This is a genomic window from Streptomyces sp. NPDC006261, assembly GCF_040613515.1.
In the GTDB taxonomy this organism is placed as follows: Bacteria; Actinomycetota; Actinomycetes; order Streptomycetales; family Streptomycetaceae; genus Streptomyces.
This window is the reverse complement of the sequence record NZ_JBEXSI010000045.1, coordinates 1-19,359: the sequence shown is the minus strand read 5'-3', so window position 1 is coordinate 19,359 and position 19,359 is coordinate 1. Positions and strand designations below refer to the sequence as shown.

15 protein-coding genes and 1 pseudogene are annotated in these 19,359 nt (G+C 70.5%); 7 read left to right on the top strand and 9 right to left on the bottom strand.

Annotated features, from left to right (window positions below; genetic code table 11):
- Window positions 1-27 precede the first annotated feature (27 nt).
- Window positions 28-1,113: a uroporphyrinogen decarboxylase gene (hemE, locus tag ABZ154_RS25745; RefSeq protein ID WP_356836378.1), complete on the bottom strand. Its 1,086-nt coding sequence runs from the start codon at window positions 1,111-1,113 to the stop codon at window positions 28-30.
- A 92-nt stretch (window positions 1,114-1,205) separates the two neighbouring features.
- On the opposite strand from hemE, the gene ABZ154_RS25740 reads away from it, so the two are divergent.
- From ABZ154_RS25740 to ABZ154_RS25720, 5 genes are all read left to right on the top strand, one after another.
- Window positions 1,206-1,865, top strand: coding sequence for a DUF3000 domain-containing protein (locus tag ABZ154_RS25740; protein ID WP_356836376.1), 660 nt, complete (start codon window positions 1,206-1,208; stop codon window positions 1,863-1,865).
- 213 nt (window positions 1,866-2,078) lie between these two features.
- Entirely contained in the window at window positions 2,079-2,741 is a 663-nt protein-coding gene (locus tag ABZ154_RS25735) for a response regulator transcription factor (RefSeq protein ID WP_003965521.1), read from the top strand.
- A 116-nt stretch (window positions 2,742-2,857) separates the two neighbouring features.
- Entirely contained in the window at window positions 2,858-4,132 is a 1,275-nt protein-coding gene (locus tag ABZ154_RS25730; RefSeq protein WP_356836374.1) for a ribonuclease D, read from the top strand.
- 308 nt (window positions 4,133-4,440) lie between these two features.
- Complete coding sequence (locus ABZ154_RS25725; protein ID WP_356836372.1) at window positions 4,441-5,667, top strand: acetyl-CoA C-acyltransferase; 1,227 nt, start codon at window positions 4,441-4,443, stop codon at window positions 5,665-5,667.
- Window positions 5,664-7,793 carry a 3-hydroxyacyl-CoA dehydrogenase NAD-binding domain-containing protein gene (locus tag ABZ154_RS25720; protein ID WP_356836370.1) on the top strand — a complete coding sequence of 710 codons (2,130 nt, stop codon included), beginning with the start codon at window positions 5,664-5,666 and terminating at the stop codon, window positions 7,791-7,793. Before ABZ154_RS25725 ends, ABZ154_RS25720 begins: the two co-directional genes overlap by 4 nt.
- A 319-nt stretch (window positions 7,794-8,112) precedes the next feature.
- Here the strand turns inward: ABZ154_RS25720 and ABZ154_RS25715 are convergent, their stop codons facing one another.
- Window positions 8,113-8,706 (bottom strand): hypothetical protein, encoded by a 594-nt coding sequence (locus ABZ154_RS25715; RefSeq protein ID WP_356836446.1) that lies wholly within the window; start codon window positions 8,704-8,706, stop codon window positions 8,113-8,115.
- Window positions 8,707-8,714: 8 nt separating this feature from the next.
- Window positions 8,715-8,963 (bottom strand): annotated as a pseudogene (locus tag ABZ154_RS25710) (hypothetical protein); the annotation flags it as partial.
- Between the two features lie 228 nt (window positions 8,964-9,191).
- Between ABZ154_RS25710 and ABZ154_RS25705 the strand changes: the two are divergent.
- Together ABZ154_RS25705 and ABZ154_RS25700 are read left to right on the top strand one after the other, a co-directional pair.
- Window positions 9,192-10,295: an LCP family protein gene (locus ABZ154_RS25705; RefSeq protein ID WP_356836368.1), complete on the top strand. Its 1,104-nt coding sequence runs from the start codon at window positions 9,192-9,194 to the stop codon at window positions 10,293-10,295.
- A 37-nt stretch (window positions 10,296-10,332) separates the two neighbouring features.
- Window positions 10,333-10,716: an NTP pyrophosphohydrolase gene (locus ABZ154_RS25700; protein ID WP_356836366.1), complete on the top strand. Its 384-nt coding sequence runs from the start codon at window positions 10,333-10,335 to the stop codon at window positions 10,714-10,716.
- On the opposite strand, the gene ABZ154_RS25695 is transcribed toward ABZ154_RS25700, so the two are convergent.
- The 6 genes from ABZ154_RS25695 to ABZ154_RS25670 all read right to left on the bottom strand — a co-directional run bounded on the left by ABZ154_RS25695 (window position 10,713) and on the right by ABZ154_RS25670 (window position 19,253).
- Window positions 10,713-12,179 (bottom strand): amino acid permease, encoded by a 1,467-nt coding sequence (locus ABZ154_RS25695; RefSeq protein ID WP_356836364.1) that lies wholly within the window; start codon window positions 12,177-12,179, stop codon window positions 10,713-10,715. The two genes, ABZ154_RS25700 and ABZ154_RS25695, sit on opposite strands and share 4 nt — an antisense overlap.
- A gap of 191 nt (window positions 12,180-12,370) precedes the next feature.
- Window positions 12,371-14,284: a 1-deoxy-D-xylulose-5-phosphate synthase gene (gene dxs / locus ABZ154_RS25690; protein WP_356836362.1), complete on the bottom strand. Its 1,914-nt coding sequence runs from the start codon at window positions 14,282-14,284 to the stop codon at window positions 12,371-12,373.
- 163 nt (window positions 14,285-14,447) lie between these two features.
- Window positions 14,448-15,758, bottom strand: a complete 1,311-nt coding sequence (locus ABZ154_RS25685) for a sugar ABC transporter permease (RefSeq protein WP_356836360.1) — start codon at window positions 15,756-15,758, stop codon at window positions 14,448-14,450.
- The gene (locus ABZ154_RS25680) at window positions 15,755-16,543 is read right to left on the bottom strand and encodes an ATP-binding cassette domain-containing protein (RefSeq protein ID WP_356836358.1); all 789 of its coding nucleotides are present in this window, start codon (window positions 16,541-16,543) and stop codon (window positions 15,755-15,757) included. Before ABZ154_RS25680 ends, ABZ154_RS25685 begins: the two co-directional genes overlap by 4 nt.
- A 277-nt stretch (window positions 16,544-16,820) precedes the next feature.
- Entirely contained in the window at window positions 16,821-17,933 is a 1,113-nt protein-coding gene (locus ABZ154_RS25675) for a substrate-binding domain-containing protein (RefSeq protein ID WP_356836356.1), read from the bottom strand.
- Between the two features lie 120 nt (window positions 17,934-18,053).
- A complete protein-coding gene (locus ABZ154_RS25670) occupies window positions 18,054-19,253 on the bottom strand; it encodes an ROK family transcriptional regulator (protein WP_128851134.1) in 1,200 nt (399 codons plus the stop codon).
- Between the last annotated feature and the right edge of the window lie 106 nt (window positions 19,254-19,359).

The following is a 19,359-nucleotide window of genomic DNA, read 5'->3' as shown; positions in this document are numbered from 1 at the left end:
GGCCCCCGCGCCCGGAACAGGCCTGCGTCAGCGTGCGGTCTGCTCGTGCACGTACTCCACGAGCCGGGTAAGCGCGTCCGGGTCCATCGACGGCATGACGCCGTGACCCAGGTTGAAGATGTGGCCCTCGAGCCCCGCGGCGGCGTCCAGCACCTCGCGGGTCTTCTCCTCGACCGCCGGGGCCGGCGCGAACAGCACGGCGGGGTCCAGGTTGCCCTGGAGCGCCTTGCCGGGGCCGACGCGGCGGGCGGCCTCGTCCAGCGGGACCCGCCAGTCGACGCCGACGACGTCCGCCCCGGCCTCGCCCATCAGCCCGAGCAGCTCGCCGGTGCCGACGCCGAAGTGGATGCGGGGGACGCCGTACGGGGCGACGGCGTCGAAGACCTTCGCGGAGGCGGGGAGCACGGCGCGGCGGTAGTCGGCGGGGGCCAGGGCGCCGACCCAGGAGTCGAAGAGCTGGACGGCGGAGGCGCCGGCCTCGATCTGGACCTTGAGGAAGGCGCCGGTGATCTCGGCGAGCCGGTCCACGAGGTCCGCCCACAGCCGCGGGTCGCCGTACATCATGGCCTTGGTGCGCTCGTGGTTGCGCGAGGGGCCACCCTCGACGAGGTAGCTGGCGAGGGTGAAGGGGGCCCCGGCGAAGCCGATGAGCGGGGTGGCGCCCAGCTCGGCGGTGAGCATCCCGATGGCCTCGGTGACGTACGGGACGTCCTCGGGGGTCAGGTCGCGCAGCCGGGCCAGGTCGGCGCGGGAGCGGATCGGCTCGGCGATGACGGGGCCGACGCCGGGCTTGATGTCGAGGTCGATGCCGATGGCCTTGAGGGGGACGACGATGTCGCTGAAGTAGATCGCGGCGTCGACCTTGTGGCGGCGTACGGGCTGCAGCGTGATCTCGGTGACCAGCTCCGGCATCATGCAGGAGTCGAGCATCGCGATGCCCTCGCGGACCTTCAGGTACTCGGGCAGCGAGCGCCCCGCCTGCCGCATGAACCAGACCGGCGTGTGCGGCACGGGTTCGCGCCGGCAGGCCTTCAGGAACGCCGAGTCGTAGGTGGCGTCGTTGCTGGCGGCGGTCGTCGTCTGCTGGCCCGAAGGGCGGTCGTTGGCACTCACGCACCGAATCTTCGCACGCGTGGTGAAGGAGCCCGGCGTCGCACGGGTGTCTCTCCCTGCGCCAGGCCCGCGTTCCGCCTACTCTTCCCGGCATGGCTCCGGCTCAGGGACAATTTTCCGAACATTCCGATGGCGCTGACGGCAAGGACAGTGCGGAGGGTCCTCCCGTCCCGCCCGCGTTCCGCTCGGCGGTCGACGCGTTGCGCTCCGCGCGGCTCCGCCCGGAGCTGGAGGTGGAGACCACGCGGCCGCCGAAGCGCCTGGCGCCCCACGCGTACGCCCTGGAGGCGGCGGTGGTCGACGGCGAGGACGATCTCGCGGACGGTCGGCTCGTCCTGCTGCACGACCCGGCGGGCCACGACGCCTGGCAGGGCGCCTTCCGGCTGGTGACGTTGGTGCGGGCGGAGCTGGAGCCGGAGATGGCCGCAGATCCGCTGCTGCCGGAGGTGTGCTGGTCCTGGCTGACCGGGGCGCTGGACGCGCGCGGATTGTCGTACGGGGAAGCCGGAGGGACGGTGACACGCGCCGGATCGCACTACTTCGGCGCGCTCTCCGCGCGCCGTCCGGCGACGCAGATCGAGATCCGGGCCTCGTGGACGCCGCGCGAGGGGCGCGGCGGGGTGCCGGATGCGGCGTCGCACCTGATGGCCTGGGGTGATCTGCTCTGCCAGATCGCGGGGCTGCCGCCGTCGGACCCGGCGGACGCGACGGTGGTGACGCTGCCGCAGCGGCGCGGGCCGCAGGTTCCGTAACACCCCGTCACCCATTTCGCACACATGCCGACTCTCTTTTCGTACAATCGATCGCGCGTCCTATTTGCCCGAATTGTTACTCACCAAATCGTGATCTTCCTCTAAAGGAGGACGGGTCTGCTGCCGAAGAGGTCAATGACCCTTCAAGCACGGTTCGCCCCGGCTTCATCCCCCGAGCCGGCCCCCGTCCCGCCACTCCCCCCAGGAGGCCTGGTGTCCGTTCTCCTTGAGCAGCCCGCAAGCCTGGTCGCCTACCGCCCGAACAAGCCGACGGCCATGGTCGTCGTGGCCGACCCGCGCGTCCGTTCCACCGTCACCCGCCATCTGTGGGCCCTCGGAGTACGTGACGTCATCGAGGCGTCGTCCATCGCGGAGGCACGTCCCCGCGTCGGCAACCCGCGCGACATCTGCATTGCCGACGTCCACCTGCCCGACGGTTCCGGGCTGACCCTGCTGTCCGAGACCCGCGCCGCAGGCTGGCCGAACGGTCTCGCCCTCTCTGCCGCCGACGACATCGGCGCCGTTCGCAACGCCCTCGCGGGCGGCGTGAAGGGCTACGTCGTCACCGGCACCCGAACCAACATCGGCCACCCCACCCGCCCCGGCGTCGCCCCCATCGGTGCCAACGCCGCCCGTATGCACCGCCGGCCCCCCGGTTCCCCGAGCCACCCGGGCGGCTACCGCGAACTGTCCGGACGTGAGGTGGAGGTGCTCCGCCTGGTCGCCGAAGGCCAGTCCAACAAGGCCATCGGCGTCTCGATGGGCCTCTCCGCCCTGACCGTCAAGTCCCACCTCGCCCGCATCGCCCGCAAGCTCGGCACCGGAGACCGCGCGGGCATGGTCGCCGTCGCCCTGCGGACGGGCATCATCCACTGACCCCCACCCCCGCCGGGACGTGCACCGATGCGTCTCCGGCCGGAATACGCGCATGGCCACCCGTCGACGGAACGTTCCGTCGACGGGTGGCGCGTATACACAGATACCCTTGGCGCGTGACCGACGCCCAAGAGACCGCAGCAGACAGTTCACTGCGAACCACCGGGGGCGCTCCCCCGGACGACGTCGCCCCGGCGCCGATCCCCTTGCTCGAACCTCGCGAGGGCATCCCCCCGGTGGTGGCCTCCGACGACGCCCTCGCCCGGGTGATCGCGGCCTTCGCCGCGGGCACCGGACCGGTGGCCGTCGACGCCGAACGCGCCTCCGGCTACCGCTACGGGCAGCGCGCCTACCTCGTACAGCTGCGCCGCGACGGCGCGGGCAGCGCGCTCATCGACCCGGTCGGCTGCCCCGACCTCACGGGACTGTCCAGCGCCCTGACCGGCACCGAGTGGATCCTGCACGCCGCCACCCAGGACCTGCCCTGCCTGCGGGACATAGGCATGGCTCCCACCTCGCTCTTCGACACCGAGCTGGCCGGACGGCTCGCGGGCTTCCCGCGCGTCGGCCTCGGCGCCATGGTGGAGGGCGTCCTCGGTTACGCCCTGGAGAAGGGCCACTCCGCCGTCGACTGGTCCACCCGCCCGCTGCCCGAGCCCTGGCTGCGGTACGCGGCGCTCGACGTGGAGCTCCTGATCGACCTGCGCGACGCGCTGGAGGACGAGCTGGAGCAGCAGGGGAAGCTGGAGTGGGCCCGGGAGGAGTTCGACGCCATCGCCTCGGCGCCGCCCGCCCCGCCCCGCAAGGACCCCTGGCGGCGCACTTCGGGCATGCACAAGGTGCGCCGCCGCCGTCAGATGGCGGTCGTCCGCGAGCTGTGGAACGCCCGGGACCAGGTGGCCCAGCGCCGCGACGTGTCCCCCGGCAAGGTGCTGGGCGACGCCGCGATCGTCGAGGCCGCACTGGCCCTGCCCGCCAACGTGCAGGCGCTCACCGCACTGCCGGGATTCGGCCACCGCATGGGCCGCCGTCAGCTGGAGCAGTGGCAGGCGGCCGTGGAGCGGGCGAAGGCGCTGCCGGAGTCGGAGCTGCCGCAGCCCGGCCAGCAGCCCGCCGGGCCGCCACCCCCGCGGTCCTGGGCCGACAAGGACCCGGCGGCCGCGGCCCGGCTCTCGGCGGCCCGCGCCGCCGTCTCCGAGCTGGCCGAGCGGCTCCACATGCCCCAGGAGAACCTGATCACCCCGGACACCGTGCGCCGGGTCTGCTGGGAGCCGCCGAAGACCCTGACCCCGAGCGCCGTCGAGGACACGCTCGCGGCGTACGGGGCCCGGAACTGGCAGATCGAGCAGGTCGGCCCCCTGCTGGTCCGGGCGCTCGGCACCGGCGCCTGACCTCCTGCGCGGAAGACACCCCCGGTCACCGGCCGGGGGTTTTCCGCTGTCCGGACCCCGTCCGGAGCCCGCCCGGACCCGCCCGGACCCTGTTCGCGGTCCGAACCGATGGTCGAAATCGCGCCAGGTTCCAGGCCTCTTCGTGCGTCTCACAGACGCTCCGGCGGGCACCGGAGCGATGTGACCTTCGACGCTCCGGCCACGGGGGGTGGGCAGTCTGGTTACCCGCAAGTAGCATGAGGGCAGGCGGTGCGCCCCACGGGCGTGCCCCGCAGCAGTGCCATCCCGCACCCTGGAGGAGAGCCATCGTGCCTCGTACCATCCGGGACGTCGTCTTCGTCGACGGCGTCCGCACCCCGTTCGGCAAAGCGGGCCCGAAGGGCATCTACCACGAGACCCGCGCCGACGATCTCGTCGTGAAGGCCATCCGGGAGCTGCTGCGCCGCAACCCGGACCTGGACCCCAAGAAGATCGACGAGGTCGCCATCGCCGCGACCACGCAGATCGGCGACCAGGGCCTCACCCTCGGCCGTACCGCCGGAATCCTGGCCGGTCTGCCGCAGTCCGTCCCCGGCTACTCGATCGACCGCATGTGCGCGGGCGCGCTGACCGCCGTCACCTCGACGGCCGGTTCCATCGCCTTCGGCGCGTACGACGTCGTCGTGGCCGGTGGCGTCGAGCACATGGGCCGCCACCCGATGGGCGAGGGCGTCGACCCGAACCCGCGGTTCGTGTCGGAGAAGCTGGTCGACGAGTCCGCCCTGTTCATGGGCATGACGGCGGAGAACCTGCACGACCGCTACCCGACGATCACCAAGCAGCGCGCCGACGCCTACGCGGTGCGTTCGCAGGAGAAGGCCGCCAAGGCGTACGCCAACGGCAAGATCCAGCAGGACCTCGTGCCGGTGTCGGTGCGCCGCACCAACGCCGAGGCCGGTGAGACGGGCTGGGGCCTGGTCACCGCCGACGAGCCGATGCGTCCGGGCACCACCATGGAGTCCCTGGCCGGCCTCAAGACCCCCTTCCGCGCCCACGGCCGCGTGACGGCCGGTAACGCCGCGGGGCTCAACGACGGCGCCACCGCCTCCCTGCTCGCCGCCGAGGACGTCGCCCGCGAGCTGGGCCTCCCGGTCAAGATGCGCCTCGTCTCCTACGCCTTCGCGGGCGTCGAGCCGGAGGTCATGGGCTACGGCCCCATCCCGGCGACCGAGAAGGCGCTGGCCCAGGCCGGTCTGACGATCTCCGACATCGGTCTCTTCGAGATCAACGAGGCGTTCGCCGTGCAGGTGCTCGCCTTCCTGGAGCACTACGGCATCGCCGACGACGACGCCCGCGTGAACCAGTACGGCGGCGCCATCGCGTACGGCCACCCGCTCGCCTCCTCCGGTGTCCGGCTCATGACGCAGCTGGCCCGGCAGTTCGAGGAGCAGCCCGAGGTCCGCTACGGCCTGACGACGATGTGCGTCGGCTTCGGCATGGGCGCGACGGTCGTCTGGGAGAACCCGCACTTCAACGCTGACGGAGGCAACAAGTGAGCTCCACCACTGAGCTTCTGAAGGGTGCGGCCGAGCTGTTCCCCGGCGAGGTCGTCACGCAGGCGCACGTACGCCACCTGGACCTGCCGTCCGGTGCCGGTCGCTTCGCCCTCATCACGCTGGACAACGGCCTGGACCACACCAAGCCGACCACCTTCGGACCGCAGTCGCTGGCGAACCTGGACGCCGCGATCGACCAGGTCGAGAAGGAGGCCTCCGACGGCACCATCACCGGTGTCGGCATCACCGGCAAGCCGTTCATCTTCGCCGTCGGCGCCGACCTCAAGGGCGTCGAGCTGCTCGACCGCCACGAGGACGCGCTCGCGATCGGCAAGGGCGGCCACGACGTCTTCCGCCGTCTCTCCGGCCTCGCGGTCCCGACGTTCGCCTACTACAACGGCGCGGCGATGGGCGGCGGTGTCGAGGTCGGCCTGCACTGCGCCTACCGCACCGTCTCCACCGCGATCCCGGCGTTCTCGCTGCCCGAGGTCTTCCTCGGCCTGGTCCCCGGCTGGGGCGGCTGCGCACTGCTCCCCAACCTGATCGGCGCGGACCGCGCGGTCTCGGTGATCATCGAGAACTCGCTCAACCAGAACCGACAGCTCAAGGGCAAGCAGGTCCACGAGCTCGGGATCGCGGACGCGATCTTCGAGGGCGCGGACTTCCTGGAGCAGTCGCTGATCTGGACCGCGGCCGTCCTCAAGGGCGAGCTCGCCGTCGAGCGCCCCGAGGTCGACCGCGGTGACGCCTGGGACGCGGCCGTCGCCCGCGGCCGGGCCATCGCGGACTCCAAGGTGCACGGTGCGGCCCCGGCCGCGTACCGCGCCCTGGACATCATCGCGGCGGCGAAGGACGGCGACCTGTCCGCCGGCTTCGACGCCGAGGACCAGGCGCTCGCGGACCTGATCATGGGCGGCGAGCTGCGCAGCGGCATCTACGCCTTCAACCTGGTCCAGAAGCGCGCCAAGCGCCCGGCCGGTGCCCCGGACAAGAGCCTGGCCCGCCCGGTCACCAAGGTCGGCGTCGTGGGGGCGGGCCTGATGGCCTCGCAGCTCGCGCTGCTGTTCCTGCGCCGCCTGGAGGTCCCGGTCGTCCTCACGGACATCGACCAGGAGCGTGTCGACAAGGGTGTGGGCTATGTCCACGCCGAGATCGAGAAGCTGCTCGGCAAGGGCCGCATCAACCAGGACAAGGCCAACCGCCTCAAGGGCCTGGTCTCCGGTGTCCTCGACAAGGCCGAGGGCTTCGCGGACGCCGACTTCATCATCGAGGCCGTCTTCGAGGAGATCGGCGTCAAGCAGCAGGTGTTCGCGGAGGTCGAGGCGGTCGCCCCGGCGCACGCGATCCTCGCCACCAACACCTCCTCGCTCTCGGTGACCGAGATGGCGTCGAAGCTGAAGAACCCCGAGCGGGTCGTCGGCTTCCACTTCTTCAATCCGGTCGCGATCCTCCCGCTCCTGGAGATCGTCCGCGGCGAGCAGACCGACGACGCCTCGCTGGCGACGGCGTTCGGCGTGGCCCGCAAGCTGAAGAAGACCGCGGTCCTGGTGAAGGACGCCCCGGCGTTCGTCGTCAACCGCATTCTCACCCGCTTCATGGGCGAGATCCAGAACGTCATCGACGAGGGCACTCCGGTCGAGGTCGCGGAGAAGGCCGTCGAGCCGCTCGGCCTGCCGATGTCCCCGCTGGTGCTCCTGGAGCTGGTCGGTCCGGCCATCGGCCTGCACGTCTCCGAGACCCTGAACCGCGCCTTCCCGGAGCGCTTCACCGTCTCGCAGAACCTCGCGGCGGTCGTCAAGGCCGGCAAGCGCGGCTTCTACGTCTACGACTCCGGCGCGCCGGTCCTCGACCCCGAGGTCGCCGCCCTCCTCAAGCAGGGTGACACCGTCCTCACCGAGGAGCAGACCCGCGACCGCGTGCTCGACGCCGTGGCGCAGGAGATCGGCCTGATGCTGGACGAGGGCGTCGTCGCCGAGGCCCAGGACATCGACCTGTGCCTGATCACCGGCGCGGGCTGGCCCTTCCACCTGGGCGGCATCACGCCGTACCTGGACCGTGAGGGCGTCTCCCAGCGGGTGAACGGCAAGCCGTTCCTGGAGCAGGGCGTGGCGAGCGTGCCGGCCTAGTTCGGACGAGCGGTACGAGGGGCCGTGCGGCGAGCTGTTCGCCGTACGGCCCCTCTCGCATGCGACCCGGCCGGCTGGGGCGCTCCTGACCTGCTGTGACACCAGGACCCCGTTTCGGCCGTCCGGAGGATTCCCATGCGCGCCACCGTTCGCGGCGTTGCCCTCACCGGCGCGGCGCTCCTGGCCGTGGTGGTCGCCGCAGGGGCGTGGGTGCTGTCCGCGGGAGGCCCGGACGCTCCGTCGGTGGGCCCGCCGAAGACCTTGCGGATCATCACCTGGAACTCTGCGGAGAGGCGGGCGGGGAACGGGGCCAGTTGGGCTACTGCCCCCTGCGGGACCGTCCCGGCGAGGAACCGCGCGTCCGGGAACTGGTCGCGACGGTGCGGGAGTTCGTTCGCGGGGAGGACCGGCCCGCCGTCCTCACCGGTGACTTCAACCGGAACTCCGGCGCACCGCAGCTGGACCCGCTCGTCTCGTCGTTCTCGGTCTGCCCGGGGGGGGGCGGACGGGAGCGGCCGGGGCGCGGTGAGGGCCCCTCCGGAGTGCCGTGCTGGCGGATGTTGAGGAAGAACAGCGTGACCCACGGTGCGGCCGCCAGGGAGTAGACCTCCGCGAGTCCGCCGTCCGCGGTCTGCCAGGTGCCGCTGGTCCAGGCCGCGGTGCGATCGCCGAGCACCATCGTGGCGTAGGCCGCCTTCAGGCCGTTCCGGCGTGCCTTCCCGTGCGCCTCGCGGTCCGCGACCACGGGCTCCGTCGACCAGGGGCGGGGGTTCTCGCCCTGGGCGTCCCCGCCGGTGAGGTCGACGAGGTAGTCGACGCGCACCCGCTCATCAGGCTCGGAGGCCTGGTTGAAGACAGCCCGTTCGGTCCCTCCCACGGCGTCGGCTGTGGTGAGCAGGAAAGTGATCTTCATCTGGTCTCTCAGCCGGCTTCCGGCATCGGGGTGCACGTGACGCGGAGGTTGCCCGCCGAGGTGTAGCGGGGCTGGACGAGGAGCGGCCGCCGGCCGGGAGGGGCGATCACGGTGGTACGCATGGCGAAGACCCGCAGGGGGTGGCGTACGTCGTGCAGGCGGCGGCCGAGCCGGAGCCTGGCACCGGACGCGCCGCACACCACCACGTCCCCATGCCCGGGCCTGGTCCGCCGGGGCTCCATGCGGATCCAGATGTCGTCACATCCCTCACCAGAGGCTTCACCGCTGTGAGGGGTCGACGCCCGAACGCCGTGCTCCGGCAGCACGGGCAGGGGCCCTGCCCGACCCGCTCCGGCCCTCCCGTTGCCGGATCAGGTGTTCTATAGTGCTCGGTCAGTCACACATTCACGGACCGGTCCCACCCCCCACCCGAGTCCCCCGCACTCCGCCCCGCCCGGGCAATGAGATTTGAGGACTCGCGCAGGATGAGCCACGACGCCATGGCACCGGACGACCACGACGAGACGACACCCGGCCCCCGCGCCTCCCGACGCGCGCCGAAACCGCGCAAGCGCCGCCGCGGCCTCAAGATCACACTCGGTGTACTGCTCGTTCTGCTGCTCGCGGGCGGCGGCACCGTCTACTGGCTCTACAGTCAGCTCGACGGCAACATCAAGGGCGTCGACATCGACAAGGCGCTCGGCGAGGACCGCCCGGAGAAGCTTCCCACCAGTGGGCAGAACCTGCTGGTCCTGGGCTCGGACTCGCGGGCCGGGGCGGAGAACAAGGAGCTGGGCGGCGGCGGGAACGTGAGCGGTGCCCGCTCCGACACCGCTCTGGTGGTCCACATACCCGAGGGCCGCTCGAAAGCCGTCGCCGTCTCCATACCGCGTGACACCCTGGTGACCCGGCCCGAGTGCGTCGAGGACGGCGGATCGAGGGTGCCCGCCAAGGACCGCGTCATGTTCAACTCCGTCTACGCCCAGGTCGGTCCGGTCTGTGTGGTGAAGACGGTGGAGAAGATGTCCGGCGTCCGCATCGACCACTACCTGGAGATCAACTTCGCCGGGTTCAAGGACCTGGTCGACGCCATCGGCGGCGTCACCGTCGACGTGCCGCAGGACATCGACGACAAGGCGAGCGGGCTGAACCTCACCGCCGGCCCGCAGAAGCTGAACGGCACCGAGTCCCTCGCGTACGTCCGGACCCGGCACGGCATCGGCGACGGCAGCGACCTCGGTCGCATCGGGCTCCAGCAGCAGTTCCTGATCGCCCTGCTGAGCGAGGTCAAGTCGCAGGACCTGCTGGGCAGTCCGGCGAGCTCCTACAAGATCGCCAATTCGGCCACCAAGTCGCTCACCACCGACTCGGGCCTCGCCTCGCTCACCTCGCTGGCGGAGTTCGGTCGCTCGATGAACGGCGTCGACCCGGCATCGATGGAGACCATCATGCTGCCGGTGGCGTACGACAAGGCCGACCCGAACCGCGTGGTCGCGGCCGAGCCGCAGGCCGGTCAGCTGTGGAAGGCGATCCGCGAGGACACCGCGATCCCCGAGGAAGCGAAGAAGTCCCCCGCCACCGGCGGCTGACGGCCCATCGCGCCGCTCCCCGTGGCACCCTGCCGGGATGAGCGAGGACGCGGTGGTACTGGTGATCGTGGACGGAGCCAACGTGGTCGGGTCCGTGCCCGACGGCTGGTGGCGGGACCGGCGCGGGGCGGCGGAGCGGCTGCGGGACTCCCTGGTCCCGTACGCGAGGGACGGGCTGCCGGGACTGCCCGGTCCCGCCCGGATCGTGCTCGTCGTCGAAGGGGCCGCCCGGGGCGTCGAGTCCGTCCCCGGTGTCGAGGTCGCCCCGGCCCCCGGCAGCGGTGACGACCTGATCGCCGGACTGGCGGCGGCCGCCGCCCCGGAGCACGGCTGCGTCGTCGTCACCGCCGACCGCGGACTGCGGCATCGGGTCGAGGCGTACGGGGCCCGGTGCGTGGGGCCCCGTACGGTACGGCCCTAGCGGCCCCGCCTGCCCAGCAGGCTGTGGGAACGCCCGTACGCGATGTAGATCACCACGCCGAGCGCCATCCAGACGGCGAACCGGAACCAGGTCTCCACCGGCAGATTGAGCATCAGCCAGACCGAGGCGGCCACCGAGGCGATCGGCAGCACCGGCACCCATGGGGTACGGAAGGCGCGGGGCAGGTCGGGGCGTGTGCGGCGCAGGACCAGGACGCCGAGGGCGACGACGACGAACGCGAAGAGCGTGCCGATGTTCACCAGGGTGGCCAGCTCGTCGATGCTCGTGAACCCGGCGATGATCGCGATCAGTACGCCGAGCAGGATCGTCGGGCGGTACGGGGTGCGGAAGCGCGGGTGCGTCTTGGAGAAGAAGCGCGGCAGCAGCCCGTCGCGGCTCATCGCGAAGAAGACCCGGGTCTGGCCGAGCAGCAGGATCATGCAGACCGTGGTCAGGCCGACCGCCGCTCCGAAGCTGATCACGCCCGCGTAGAACGGGTGGCCGGTGGCTTTGAAGGCGTCCGCGAGCGGGGCGCTGACGGAGAGTTCGCTGTAGTGCTGCATGCCGGTGACCACGATCGAGACCGCCACGTAGAGCACCGTGCAGATGATGAGCGAACCGAGGATGCCGCGCGGCATGTCGCGTTGGGGCAGCTTGGTCTCCTCGGCCGCTGTGGCCACCACGTCGAAGCCGATGAAGGCGAAGAAGACGATGGAGGCGGCCGTGAAGATGCCCATGATGCCGAAGTTGGTGGGCTCGTAGCCGAAGATCAGCTGCACCAGCGGGGCGTCCCAGCCGGAACCGGCGGGCTGCTTCTCGGCCGGGGGGATGAAGGGTTTGTAGTTCTCGGCCTTGATGAAGAAGAGCCCCGCGATGATCACGATGAAGACCACGCCGAGCTTGATGGCCACGACGACCGCGGTGACCCGGGCGGAGAGCTTCATGCCGACGACCAGGATGACGGTCAGGACGAGCACCAGGACGAAGGCCAGCAGATCGAAGCCGAACCCCTCCGCCACATCGGGGCCTGACAGCACCTCGGGCATCGTCCAGTCGACGTTGTCCATCAGCGAGCGGACGTAGCCGGACCAGCCGACCGCGACCACCGCCGTGCCCAGTGCGAACTCCAGCACCAGGTCCCAGCCGATGATCCAGGCCACCAGCTCGCCGAGCGACGCGTACGAGAACGTGTACGCCGAGCCGGCGACGGGGACGGTGGAGGCGAATTCGGCGTAGCAGAGCGCGGCCAGGGCACACACGACGCCCGCCGCGACGAACGCGAGTGCGGTCGCGGGTCCTGCCGTCTCCTTGGCGACCTTGCCCGTGAGGACGAAGATGCCGGTACCGATGATGACACCCACGCCGAAGACCGTGAGGTCCACGGCGGAGAGGGACTTCTTGAGCGCGTGTTCCGGCTCCTCGGTGTCAAGGATCGACTGCTCGACGGATTTGGTGCGGAACATGCCTTTTCCGCGGGGTGGTGTGACCTGCGCGCTCACCTGCATACCTCCACGCACTCGTTGTGCACGCCATGATTGGGAGCCGGTCGGCGCAGGGACGCGCCATCTGGCCCGCTTCATGCGAATGGGCCGGGAGAACCACCCGTACAGGGGCGGTTCTCCCGGCCCGTCGGCCATACGGAGAGGTACGCGGGTCAGTCGCGGGCGGGCTCCACCGCGCGGCTCTCGAAACGGCCGTCCAGTTTGGCGACCAGGCCGGTGACCTGGCGGGCGATGTCCGGCGCGGTCAGTCCGATCTCGGCCATGACCTCGCCGCGGGAGGCGTGGTCGAGGAAGACCGGCGGGATGCCGAAGTCACGCAGCGGTACGTCGACGCCGGCGTCGCGCAGGGCCTGGGCGACGGCGGAGCCGACACCTCCGGCGCGGCTGTTGTCCTCGACGGTGACGACGACGCGGTGGCGCTCGGCGAGCGGGGCGAGCGCCTCGTCGACCGGTTTGACCCAGCGCGGGTCGACGACGGTGCTGGAGATGCCCTGGGCGTCCAGCAGGTCGGCGATCTCCAGGCACATCGGGGCGAGCGCGCCGACGGAGACGACCAGGACGTCGGGGCGGGCGGCCTTCGGCTCGCGCAGGACGTCCATGCCGCCGACCCTGCCGACGGCCTTGACCGCCGGGCCTACCGCTCCCTTGGAGAAGCGGACCACGGTGGGCGCGTCGTCGACGGCGACGGCCTCACGCAGCTGGGCACGGACCTGGTCGGCGTCGCGCGGAGCGGCGATGCGGAGGGTGGGCACGCACTGGAGGATCGACATGTCCCACATGCCGTTGTGCGAGGCGCCGTCCGTGCCGGTGATGCCGGCCCGGTCCAGGACGAAGGTGACGCCGCACTTGTGCAGGGCCACGTCCATCAGGACCTGGTCGAAGGCGCGGTTGAGGAAGGTCGCGTAGACCGCGAAGACCGGGTGGAGGCCACCGGTGGCGAGGCCCGCCGCGGAGACCGCGCCGTGCTGCTCGGCGATGCCGACGTCGTAGATCCGGTCCGGGAAGGCCTCCTCGAACTTGCCGAGGCCGACGGGCTGGAGCATGGCCGCGGTGATCGCGACGATGTCCTCGCGCTCGTGGCCGAGCTTGACCATCTCCTCGCCGAAGACGGAGGTCCAGTCGAGGCCGGAGGTGGAGATCGGCAGACCGGTGTCCGGGTGGATCTTGCCCACCGCGTGGAAGCGGTCGGCCTCGTCCTGGAGGGCCGGGGTGTAGCCGCGGCCCTTCTCGGTGAGGCAGTGCACGATGACCGGTCCGCCGAAGCGCTTGGCGCGCTGGAGCGCGGACTCCAGGGCCTCGATGTCGTGACCGTCGATGGGGCCGACGTACTTCAGGCCGAGGTCCTCGAACATGCCCTGCGGGGCGATGAAGTCCTTCAGGCCCTTCTTGGCGCCGTGCAGGGTCTCGTAGAGCGGGCGGCCGACGACGGGCGTGCGCTCCAGGATGTCCTTGCCCCGGGCCAGGAACCGCTCGTAGCCGTCGGTGGTACGCAGGGTGGCGAGGTGGTTGGCCAGGCCGCCGATGGTGGGAGCGTACGAGCGCTCGTTGTCGTTGACGACGATGACCAGCGGGCGGTCCTTGGCGGCGGCGATGTTGTTCAGCGCCTCCCAGGCCATACCGCCGGTGAGCGCGCCGTCACCGATGACCGCGACGACGTGGTCGTCCTTCTTCAGGACCTCGTTCGCCTTGGCCAGGCCGTCGGCCCAGCCGAGGACACCGGAGGCGTGGCTGTTCTCGATGATGTCGTGCTCGGACTCGGCACGGGAGGGGTAGCCGGAGAGGCCGCCCTTGCTCTTGAGCCGGGAGAAGTCCTGGCGGCCGGTGAGCAGCTTGTGGACGTAAGCCTGGTGGCCGGTGTCCCACAGCACCTTGTCCTGCGGCGACTCGAATACCCGGTGCAGGGCGATGGTGAGCTCGACGACGCCCAGGTTGGGTCCGAGGTGTCCGCCGGTCTTGGACACCGCGTCCACGAGGAAGGTGCGGATCTCCTCCGCGAGCTCCTCCAGCTCACCGAGGCTGAGCCGGTCCAGGTCGCGCGGTCCCTTGATGCGGGTCAGCAGATCCACCCGTGCCTCCTTGCGTTTGAGCTGATCGAGCGTGCCGATCCGATGAGTCTAATGTTCCACTACCGGGCCTGGGCAGCGGGAGCCTGTGTTCGAACGCGGCCGGCGGGGACGCGCAGGTGCCCGGCACCCCCCTGGGGCGCCGGGCACCTGCGCGGATCCGCGGTCAGGCGCGGCCTGCGGTCTTCTGGGTCTTACGAGTGACGGAGTCGATGACGACCGTGGCCAGCAGCACGGCGCCGGTGACCATGTACTGGATCGGCGTGGCGATGCCTTCCAGCGACAGTCCGTACTGGATCGAGACGATCACCATGACACCGAGCAGCGCGTTCCACGTGCGGCCGCGGCCGCCGAAGAGGCTGGTGCCGCCGATGACGGCCGCCGCGATGACGTTCATCAGCAGGTCGCCGGTGCCGGAGCCCTGGTTGGCCGCCGCGATCTTGGAGGCCCAGAACAGGCCGCCGATCGCCGCGAACGTACCGGCGATGGAGAAGACGGAGATCCGGATCGCCGTGACGTTGATACCGGCACGCCGGGAGGCCTCGACGCTGCCGCCGAGCGCGAAGATCTTCCGCCCGTAGGCCGTGCGGCGCAGCAGGAAGTCCGTACCGACCAGGACGATCAGGAAGAGGACCAGGGCCAGCGGCAGGCCGCGGTACTGGTTGAACATGTACGCCGCGGCGAACGCGAACACCGCGAGGACGCCGGTGCGCACGGCGATGTCGGCGATCGGCCGGGACGGGATGCCCGCGGCCTCCCGGCGCCGGGTGTCCAGGAAGGCGGCCGCGAAGTAGCCGATGACCGCGACGGCGGCGAGTCCGTAGGCGGCCGCGACGTCGGTGAAGTAGTACGTGGTCAGCTTGCCGACCACCCCGTCGCCGTCCAGGTTGATGGTGCCGGAGTCGCCGAGCAGCTGGAGCATGAAGCCGAGCCAGAACAGCAGGCCGGCCAGGGTGACGGCGAAGGCCGGTGCGCCGATCCGGGCGAAGAAGAAGCCGTGGACGGCGCCCATCACCGCGCCGCTGACGACGGCGACGAGGATCGCCAGCCACTCGTTCATGCCCTGGGTGACGCTGAGCACCGCGACGAGGGCGCCGGAGACACCGCTGACCGAGCCGACCGAGAGGTCGATCTCGCCGAGCAGCAGGACGAAGATGATGCCCACGGCCATCATGCCGGTGGCCACCATGCTGGTGGCGATGTCGCTGATGTTCTTCGCGGAGAGGAACTCGGAGTTCATGCTCTGGAAGACGATGGCGATGATCGCGAGGCCGACGACCACCGGGATGGAGCCCAGGTCGCCGCCGCTGATCTTGCGCTTGAACTCGGTGATGTAGCCGGCGAAGCCCTGCTCACGGATGAGCAGGCGGGGGTCGACGACCGTGGCGGCGCCGTCGGCCGCGTCCGGATTGCCGACCGGCGCGTCCGCCGGGGCGGCGGTCTTGTCCAGCGAGGTCGCGGACTTGTCGGTGGTCACTTGGAAACCTCCGCGTTGCGCGCCGCACGTCGGGTCACGGCGTTGTCCGTGGCGCCCGTGATGGCGGAGATGATCTCTTCCTGGGAGGTGGTCTTCACATCGAAGACACCGTTGTTCCGGCCCAGCCGGAGCACGGCGACCTTGTCGGCGACGGCCTTCACATCGGCCATGTTGTGGCTGATGAGGATGACCGCGTGGCCGCGCTCGCGCAGCCGCTCGACGAGGTCGAGGACCTGGGCGGTCTGCTCGACGCCGAGGGCGGCGGTCGGCTCGTCGAGGATGACGAGCTTGGGCTCACCGAGCATGGACCGGGCGATGGCCACCGTCTGGCGCTGGCCGCCGGAGAGCGAGGCGATCGGAATGCGGACGCTCGGGATGCGGATGGAGAGCGTGGACAGCAGCTCACGGGAGCGGCGCTCCATCTCCACCTCGTTCAGGATGCCGAACTTGCGCAGCTCCCGGCCAAGGTAGAGGTTGCCGACGACATCGATGTTGTCGCACAGCGCGAGGTCCTGATAGACGGTCGCGACGCCGAGGTTCTGGGCGTCGTGCGGCTTGTCGATCTGGACGGCCTTGCCCTCCCACTCGATGACTCCCTCATCGATGGGGTGCACTCCGGCGATCGTCTTGACCAGCGTTGATTTACCGGCGCCGTTGTCGCCCACCAGGGCGACCACCTCACCGGCGTGGACCTCAAGCTCTACATCGGTGAGTACCTGGACGGCACCGAATCGCTTGGAGACCCCTCGCAACGCCAACACGGGCGTAGCGGTCACGTGAACCATCTCCTTCGCCGCCTGACCGGCGGGGGATGCCGCGCCCGGGGGAAGGCGCGGCGGTCGAGCAGAAGAACAGAAAAAGGGGGGAAGCGTTCCGTCCGGCGCCCCGCCCGGTAGCGGGACGGTTGGTGGGCGGGACACCGGACAGGCTTCGTGGCGCGCGCGGGCCGGTGTGCGGCGGCGCGTGCGCGGCAGGGGTGCCGTGGCGCCTTCGCGAGGACGCGTCGGGCGTACGGCGGGGGGCATCCTGTCCGGCCGTGACCGGCGGGACGCCCCCTGGGGCCTACTTCAGGCCGATCTTGTCGCAGGCGGTCTTGTACTTGCCCGAGCAGATCTCGTCCAGCGTCCAGATGCCGTCCTTGATGACGGTGTCCTTGATGTTGTCCTTGGTCAGCGAGATGACCGGGACGAGGACCGTCGGGATGTCCTTCTGGCTGGCGTTGTCGACCTTCGAGGTGGCGATCGAGTCGAGCTTCTCGCCCTTGGCGAGCGCGACGGCCATCTCGGCGGCGACGACGCCCTCGGCCGGGTAGGACTTGTAGACGCTCATGAACTGCTCACCGGTGACGATGCGCTGCACGCCCGCCAGCTCGGCGTCCTGGCCGGTGACCGGGGGGAGCTTCGGCAGACCGGCGGCCTTCAGGGCGGTGATGATGCCGCCCGCCATGCCGTCGTTGGCGGAGTAGACGCCGTCGATCTTGTCCTTGCCGAGCGCGGTGATCGCCGCTTCCATGTTGGCGTTGGCGTTCTCCGGCTTCCACTCCTTGGTGTCGTACTCCTTGCCGTACTTCACCTTGCCGTCGAGCACCGACTTGGCGCCCTTCTTGAAGAGCTTGGCGTTCGGGTCGGTGATCGCGCCGTTCATCATCACGATCGTGCCGCCGTCGGCCTTGTCGCCCAGGGCCTCCAGCAGTGCGGTGCCCTGGGCGCGGCCGACCTCTTCGTTGTCGAAGGAGGTGTACGCGTCGATGGGGCCCTCGGCGAGGCGGTCGAACGCGACCACCGGGATGCCCTCGGCCTTGGCCTTCTTGATGCTGTTCTCGATCGCCTTGGCGTCCACCGCGCCGACGATGAGCGCGTCGACCTTGTTGGTGATCATGGTGTCGACCTGCTGCGCCTGGGTGGGCGCGTCCTGCTTGGCGTTGGCGTAGATGACCTTCGCCTTGCCGTCCGTGAGCTCGCCGATCTTCTTCTCGATGATCGGACGGTCGAACTTCTCGTAACGGGCCGTCTGGTTCTCGGGGAGGAGCAGACCTATCTTCAGGTCGTCGCCCTTCTTCTCCGAGCCCTGTTCGGCCTTGTCGCCGGACTCCTTGGCGCTCCCGCAAGCGGCCAGCGAGATCGCCATCGTGGTGGCGGCAACGGCAACGGCGGCACGACGCATACGCGTGTTCATTCTCGAACCTCCCTGACGAGGCCGCGACGTTGCGGCCGAGGTGGCTGGAAGTCAACTCGGCCGCAGCGCCAGCGTCAAGGAGTAAATCCTTAACGAGATGACAACGGTGCCATTCGTTATCTAAGTGAAGGCAGGAGTCGCTGCGGGGAGAGTGCTTTCCAAAAGGGTCGAATCCCCCATCTCGCTCAGCACGAGGGCCAGGGCGCCCAGCACCTCGGCACGGCCGCCCAGGGCCCCGGGGAGCACCGAGAGCTGCCGGGCGGCGCTGGGGATCGCGTAACGCGACACGGAGTCCCGTATGGGCCCCAGAACGAGCTCCCCGGCCTCCGCCAGCGAGCCGCCGAGCACGACCCGGCTGGGGTTGAGCAGGTTGCACAGGTTGGCGACACCGCTGCCTATGTGGCGGCCGACGTCGCCGATCACCCGGCGGCACCCCGGATCGCCCTCGCGGGCCAGCTGGACCACCCGTTCCATGGTGAGTCCGGGGCCGTGGCTGGGCTGGAGCAGGGGCAGGACGTAGCGCGCGGCGGTGAAGGTCTCCAGGCAGCCGCGGTTGCCGCAGCGGCAGACCGGGCCCGATTCGTCGAGCGTGATGTGCCCGATCTCGCCGGCCGTGCCGCCGGGGCCCCGGTAGATGGTCCCGTCGATCACCAGACCGGCGCCGACGCCGCTGGCCACCTTGATGTACGCGAGGTCCTTGACGCCCCGCCCGCTGCCCCAGACCAGCTCGCCCAGGGCCCCGAGGTTGGCGTCGTTGTCGACGTACACCGGGACGCCGAGGCGGCCGGAGAGTTCCTCGCTGGGGTTGATGCCCGTCCAGCCCGGCAGGATCGAGGTGGAGCCCAGCGTTCCGGACTCGACGTCGATGGGTCCCGGCACGCCGAGACCGACGCCGATGACCTTGTCCGGGCCGATCCCGGTCGCCTCGATCAGCCGCTTGACCAGCACTTCGGCCCGGTCGAAGCCCTCCGCGGAGGATGCGTCGACGTCCAGCGGCTCGGACTCCTCGGCCAGCACCTGGTGGGCCAGGTTGCCGACGGCGACCCGCAGGTGCGTGTGGCCGAAGTCGACCCCGATGACGATGCCCGCGTCGCCGCTGAGCGAGACGCTGCGGGCCCTGCGGCCGCCCGCCGAGGTGGGCGTCACCTCGACCGTTCCGCCGTCCTTCAGCTCCCGGACGATATTGGAGACCGTGGCTGCGGAGAGCCCGGTGCTCCGGGCGATCTCCGCCTGGGTGAGCGACCCCGCCATCCGTACGGCCCGTACGACCCGCTCCAGATTGGCCCTGTGCAGCGATGTCTGCGACCCGGGAGTCTCCATCGACTCATCCATGACGGTGACGTCGACGGTGATCTTCCCGCTCTTGCCGACCGTGACGACCTTGAAGTCGGACAGCTTGATGTCCAGGGCCCCGCTGTGCGCCTCG

What these genes read in the sequence shown, in the direction of transcription:
- ABZ154_RS25740 (WP_356836376.1), top strand. Translation starts at nt 1,206, where the DNA reads ATGGCTCCGGCTCAGGGACAATTTTCCGAACATTCCGATGGCGCTGAC.
- ABZ154_RS25715 (WP_356836446.1), bottom strand. Translation starts at nt 8,706, where the DNA reads ATGAAGATCACTTTCCTGCTCACCACAGCCGACGCCGTGGGAGGGACC.
- ABZ154_RS25705 (WP_356836368.1), top strand. Translation starts at nt 9,192, where the DNA reads ATGAGCCACGACGCCATGGCACCGGACGACCACGACGAGACGACACCC.
- ABZ154_RS25700 (WP_356836366.1), top strand. Translation starts at nt 10,333, where the DNA reads ATGAGCGAGGACGCGGTGGTACTGGTGATCGTGGACGGAGCCAACGTG.
- ABZ154_RS25695 (WP_356836364.1), bottom strand. Translation starts at nt 12,179, where the DNA reads ATGTTCCGCACCAAATCCGTCGAGCAGTCGATCCTTGACACCGAGGAG.
- ABZ154_RS25680 (WP_356836358.1), bottom strand. Translation starts at nt 16,543, where the DNA reads ATGGTTCACGTGACCGCTACGCCCGTGTTGGCGTTGCGAGGGGTCTCC.
- ABZ154_RS25675 (WP_356836356.1), bottom strand. Translation starts at nt 17,933, where the DNA reads ATGAACACGCGTATGCGTCGTGCCGCCGTTGCCGTTGCCGCCACCACG.
- ABZ154_RS25670 (WP_128851134.1), bottom strand. Translation starts at nt 19,253, where the DNA reads ATGGAGACTCCCGGGTCGCAGACATCGCTGCACAGGGCCAATCTGGAG.